This is a genomic window from Variovorax sp. 01T439_2 (assembly GCF_056398445.1).
In genome coordinates this window covers 1-5,844 of sequence record NZ_JBFTPJ010000318.1, presented here as the reverse complement: position 1 = coordinate 5,844, position 5,844 = coordinate 1, and the positions used below count along the sequence as shown (strand labels likewise).

The window sequence follows — 5,844 nt, the reverse complement described above, 5'->3', positions numbered from 1 at the left end:
GTGCTGGCCTTCGTGCGCATGCCGGCGGGGCATGAAGACGGGACCAGGCCGTCTTCCCTTGGCGAGGCGATGGCGCGCGTCGGCGGCATCGTGCGGGGTGCGCTGCACACGCGCAACCTGTTCGTCATCACGCTGCTCACTTCGGCGGCGCTGGCCTATCTCTGGGGCAGCAGCAACTGGCTGCCGACCTACCTGCGCGAGGCGCGCGGCTTCTCGCTGCGCGAGATGGGCTGGATCGCGTCGGCGCCGCAGTACGCCACGGTGCTTGCGGTGTTCGTGGGCGGCGTGCTGATCGACAGGCTCGGGCGCGACCGCGTGCCGTTCATCTTCATGGGCGCGAGCGCGGGCGTGGCGCTGTCGGTGCTCATGGCCATCAAYGCACGCGATCCGTACGCGGCCGCATGCTGCCTGGTGGCGGCCAATTTCTTCTGGGGCCTGCAGAGCCCGGCCATTCCGAGCACGGTGCAGCATTGCTCGCGGCCCGAGCACACGGCCAGCGCCTTCGGCGTGACGAACGGCGCCGGCAGCCTGGTGGCGGCCTTCATGCCGGCGCTGATGGGCGGCGTGATCAGCGCGGTGTCGCATGGCGGCGGCGCGGGTGCAGCCGTCACCGCGGCTTCCTCGGCGGCGGGCTTCTTCGCGGGCTTTGCGCTGCTCATCGGCACGCAGGCGGTGGTGTTTGCCTGCGGACTGCTGCTGTGGTGGCGCGAACGCGCGCAGCGCATGACTGCAGTCTCTGGTTCACAGCTTTCGTAGCGGCGGCGCGCGCTGGAACCTTCGTACTGTGGCTGCTGCGTCACAGCGAACGGACCCCGTGCCTGCAGACCGCGCGAGCCGGCACCGCAGGCGCAGAACCATCTTCGTATCGCATGGCCCGCAGCGCGGGCCGTGACGCCATTCGGCTTATGGCGCGCGAACATTTTGAGAGAGAAAAGTTCCGCGGGTCGTTGAGCTGCCAGATTCGATCAGCTACAACTGTGCGCACTTCAACGGACGAGGGAATGCGCGTGAAAACAAAGACAAGAGCCGCTTGCAGGCCTGCCGCTGCCGCTTCGGCGCCGGCCGTTCTTCCTTCGACGCGGCAGAGCGTCGCATCGATGCGCGGGCACTGAGCCCGCTCCCACGCGCCGCCATCCGCGCCCGCACTTCTTCCATCACCGCGCCTTGACGGAAATGGCTCCGGTCACTCCGCGCATCCTGGGACCGCCGAAGCCCGAGCGGTGCGATCCGGCCTGAGCGTGCGTTCCTGACGAACCCGGTGTTCGGCGGGAGGGCGCCGTGCCGCCCGCCGTTTTCCGCGGTTGGCTTTTCATCTCATCCCGCGTGCCATGTGCAGCGCCGGCTATCCGCTGGCGTTCGCAGTGCTGCGCATGTTCCTTACCCAGAGTACCCAGAGGCGATCATGAAAAAACTGAATACACCCGTCGTTCACCACCTGGCCCTCACCGCCGTGATGCTTGCCGCCTTGACGGCGTGCGGCGGTGGCGGAGACGGCGGCGGCGGCGCATCGCTTGGCGGCGCCGGCCTTGGCGCGTCGTCGACGCTCGCAAGCGGCGCGCAGGATTCGAGCAAGGCACCCGAGGACGGTGCGCCTTCGTCGCAGGAATCGGCCGTGGCCGCAGTCGACCGCTCGGTGAAGCCGATGGAGCTGCCCGACACCGTCTGGCCCATCAACTACAAGCTGTGGTTCAGGCCCGATGCGGCACTGAAGACCTTCGTGGGGCGCGGCGACGTKGAGATCGAGGTGCTCAAGCCGGTGGATGCCATCGTGGTTGCCGCGCACAACCTCAAGTTTGCGAACGGCCGCACCACCTTGCGCAAGCTGTCGAATCCTTCGGAGGTGATCGCGCTGGTGCCCACGCCGCAGACGCTGGGCGACTTTGTGCAACTGCGGCGCAACGACGGGCAGATCGCCAAGGGCAAGTACCTGCTGCATATGGAGTGGGACGGCAAGATCCAGTTCTCCGATGCGGAATATTGCCCGCCCGAGGAGATGGCCCGCAATCCGTTCTGCTCGGCCGCGACCGGCGTCTTCAAGGTGGGCCTTTCCACGCCCGAGGGCGTGAGCAGCGACGCGATCGTGACGCAGGGCGAAACCAACTATGCGCGGCAGTGGTTCCCGGGCTGGGACGAGCCGGCCTTCCGCCACAGCTTCGAGATCTCCGCCGAGGTGCCGGGCGACTGGCAGACCGTGTCGAACGCCGCGCAGAAGTCGGCCGTCAAGCTGCCCGACGGCTACCAGCAGGTGTCGTTCGAGAAGACCCCGTCGATGCCGATGTACCTCGCGTTCTTCGGCGGCGGCAAGTTCGATGTTCTGTCGGACACCTTCAAGAGCCCGCTCGACGGCAGCGAGATGCCGCTGCGCTGGTTCACGCCGCCGGGCCGCTCCACCTGGGCCAACTTTGCGATGGAGTGGACCAAGGTGGCGATGGACTACTACTACAACTACACCGGCATTCCACTGCCGTTCAAGAAGTTCGACACCGTGGCGGCCAACGACAGCTACGACAACAAGCCCAACACAGGCTTCGGCGGCATGGAGAACTGGGGTTCGATCTTCGAGTTTGCCGACCGCGTGCTGACCAAGCCGGGCGAAACGCCCACGCTGTATTCGGTGACGGTGGTGACGCACGAGATCGCGCACCAGTGGTTCGGCGACCTCGTCACGCTCGACTGGTGGGACAACGTGTGGCTCAACGAATCGTTCGCGCGCTGGTTCGACCGCCGCACCACGATCAAATTCCACCCCGACTACTACAGCTTTTCCGACTACGTGCTCGACAAGCACACCGTGATCGTGGCCGACCTGAAGGACACGGCGGTGCCGGTGCAGCGCAACCTCAACGATGCGGGCTCGTTCGGCTTCATCAGCCCGTCGATCTTCGTCTACAACAAGGGCAGCCACGTGCTGGAGACGGTGCAGAACTACATCGGCGAGGAGGCGATGCAGAAGGGCCTGCAGATCTACCTGAAGGACTATGCCTTCGGCAACGCGACGCCGTCGCGGCTGTGGACCTCGCTGGAGAAGGCGAGCGGCGGCAAGAAGGTGGCGGACATCGGCGACAGCTTCATCCGCCAGACCGGCGTGCCGCTGCTGACGGTGGACGCGCAATGCGCGGGCGACCGCACCTTCGTGTCGATCAGCCAGGAGTCGTTCCCCAACCAGAACGCCTATCCGGCCTCGACCTGGACCATTCCCGTGACGCTGGCCTACGGCGACGCGATGGAGCAGCGCAAGACCTTCGTCATGGCCACCAGCACCACGCAGCTGGAGCTCCCGGGCTGCACCGCGGTGCTGGCCGGGCCCACGGGGCAGGACTACTACGTGAGCAACTACAGCACGCAGTCGTGGAGCGACCTGCTGGCCAAGGCGCAGAACTTTGCGGACAACAAGCCGCTCCTGCTGAACATCGAGCGGGACGCGTTCCGGCTGCTGTCGGTGGGGCGCATCACGCAGGGGCAGTACGACCAGATCAAGGGCGTTCTCAACCTGCCGACGACGCTGCTCGCAAAGACCGAGGCAAGCCAGCAGAAGATGATGGCGCAGGACGCGGGCGGCAAGGAAGACTATCCGCATGCGCTGCGCTACCAGGGCAGCCTGAAGCTGCGCGAGAACCAGAAGCGCTGAGTCGAGGCCGCACGATCATGATGAACACACTCAACTGTGTTGCGGCCGGCCTGTCGTCGCTGCTCTTGCTGGCCGGCTGCGGCCAGCGCGCCGAGCCGGAGGCGCAGCTGGTCGGCGTCTACGCCGTGAAGACGAACGGCGCGTTGCGCGAACTGGTCAAGATCGAGCGCCAGGGCGGCCGCTACATCATGCGAGACAAGGTACGCACCCCCGAGTGGAGCGAGCCGAAGATGCAGATGCAGCCGGTGACGCGCGAGCGCTGGAACCGGATCACCACCGACACCGCGAACACGGAGTTCGTCGGCGTGTCGAGCGACCAGCTCGCGATCTTCAAGGTGCCGCCGGGGTGGCAGAAGAACAGCTTCAAGACGGAGACCGGCTACTTCCTGTTCTATTCGCAGGGGCCGGTGGAGGCGTACAAGCTGTGATGCGGCGCCTGCGTTGAGGGGCGCGGGAGCGTGATCAGGGCACTGGTTGATCAGCGATACACCAGCAGCGTGCTCCGGTGCACAGGGCATCGGGTGCTCCCCGCAGCGAAATCAAGGAGGAGGCCGCAGGCCGGGGGACATTCGCGGAGGGGAGTACCCGGTGGCCTGTGCACGCGCCCCGAATAAGAACAAAAGAAGAACTATGGGCCGGTTGAGCCCGGCGCCACGATCGCCCCCTCGATGCGATGACGCCGAAGCGCATCGGCCACAAAGCCACTCGCCTTCATCTCCTCGACAAAGGAAGACAGCAGCGCCTGCGCCTCGGCACCGCGGCTCGCGGGCGTGCCCATGGCCTGCTGGATCACCATGAAGCGGCCGGGCAGCACGCGCACACCCGGCTCGCGCCGCGCCTCGGCTTCGAGCAGCTGGCGAATGCCGGCGGCCACCTCGACCGCGCCTGAACGCAGCGCCGCCAATGCGGCGGCCGCGCCCTGGAGCCGGACGATCTCGGCCTGCTCGATCTCGCGCGTGAGGAACAGGTCGTAGGCGCTGCCCGCGCCGACCGAGATGCGGTGGCCCTTTGCATCGACCTGCGCGTTGTTGGTGAGCGCTGATGGCTCGCGCACGAGATAGCTGCCCTCGATCAGCACATAAGGCGCAGTGAACAGCAGCCCTTCGCTGCGCGCCGGGTCGATCGCGAAGAAGCCGATGTCGGCCTTCTCGTTCTTCACCGCGTCGACCGAGGCCGCCGCCTTCTCGAACACCACCAGCTCGATGCCCACGCCAAGCCGCCGCGCGAACTCGCGCGCGAGATCGATCGATACGCCCACCGGTTCGCCGGTGGCCGCGTCCTTGTTCGCGAGGATCGGGTTGCCGAGGTTGATCGATGCGCGCAGCGTGCCGCCGGGCGCGAAGGCGGAGACAAGGGCAGGGGCAACAGATGGGTTCATGGCGTGCATCGTCCGGGAAAGATGATGGACGCCAGTTTACTGAGCCCCGAGCTGCCGCCTTAGCGCGCCGTCAGCGGCTCCAGGCCCGTCTTCGCAATGGTCGGCGCCGCCTCGGGCGAATTGAGATAGCGGATCAGCTGGCGCGCCGCGTCGGGCTGCTTGGAGGCGGTGGCAATGCCGGCCGAGAACACCGTCACCTGCTGCACTTCCGCGGGCAGGGGGCCGATGTAGTCGATGCCCGCGATCGGCAGCAGCTCGCTCACCTGCTGCAGCCCGAGCGCCGCGTCGCCGCGTGCCACCACGGTGCCCACGCGCTCGCTCAGGATGCGCTTGCTCTTGGGCTTGACCTGGTCCTCGATGCCGAGCTTCTTGAGCAGTTCGGTCTCGTAGTAGGTGCCGCTCGCGCTGGCCGAATAGGCGATGGAGGGCGCTGCCAGCAAGGTGCGCTTGAGCGCATCGACCGTCGAGATGTCGGGCTTGGGCGCGCCCTTGCGCACCGCAAAGCCGATCGACGAGCGCACCAGGTCGACCTGGCTGCCGGGCACCACCTTGCCTTGCGCCACCAGCGAATCGAGCGCGGGCCGCGCGAGGATCACCACGTCGGCCGGCTCGTTGCGCGAGAGGCGGCTCGGAATGGAATCTTCGGCATTGCCCATGGAGGCGCCATACGCGGTCTTGACCGTGCGGCCGCTGCTGCGTTCGAAGCCGGGGCGCAGCTCGTTGTACGCGGCCGTGAAGCCGCCCGAGGTCATCACGTGGATGTCGCCGGCCGCGGGCGGTGCGCTGCCGAGGCTGCCGCATGCGGCAAGAACGGATGCCGCGGCCAGCAGGCTGGCGC

General features: G+C 67.0%; 5 protein-coding genes. 3 read left to right on the top strand and 2 right to left on the bottom strand.

The window, feature by feature from the left end:
* The 3 genes from AC1DOC_RS16310 to AC1DOC_RS16300 all read left to right on the top strand — a co-directional run.
* Positions 1–756 (top strand): MFS transporter (locus AC1DOC_RS16310; protein ID WP_478130088.1); only part of this gene is annotated, 756 nt, incomplete at its 5' end.
* 646 nt (positions 757–1,402) lie between these two features.
* The gene (locus tag AC1DOC_RS16305; RefSeq protein ID WP_478080842.1) at positions 1,403–3,628 is read left to right on the top strand and encodes a M1 family metallopeptidase; all 2,226 of its coding nucleotides are present in this window, start codon (positions 1,403–1,405) and stop codon (positions 3,626–3,628) included.
* Between the two features lie 17 nt (positions 3,629–3,645).
* Positions 3,646–4,056 carry a hypothetical protein gene (locus AC1DOC_RS16300; protein ID WP_307592417.1) on the top strand — a complete coding sequence of 137 codons (411 nt, stop codon included), beginning with the start codon at positions 3,646–3,648 and terminating at the stop codon, positions 4,054–4,056.
* 200 nt (positions 4,057–4,256) lie between these two features.
* On the opposite strand, the gene AC1DOC_RS16295 is transcribed toward AC1DOC_RS16300, so the two are convergent.
* The gene (locus tag AC1DOC_RS16295) at positions 4,257–5,006 is read right to left on the bottom strand and encodes a transporter substrate-binding domain-containing protein (RefSeq protein WP_478080843.1); all 750 of its coding nucleotides are present in this window, start codon (positions 5,004–5,006) and stop codon (positions 4,257–4,259) included.
* A 59-nt stretch (positions 5,007–5,065) separates the two neighbouring features.
* Positions 5,066–5,844, bottom strand: a 779-nt coding sequence (locus tag AC1DOC_RS16290; RefSeq protein ID WP_478130087.1) for a substrate-binding domain-containing protein, incomplete at its 5' end; no start/stop codon positions are given.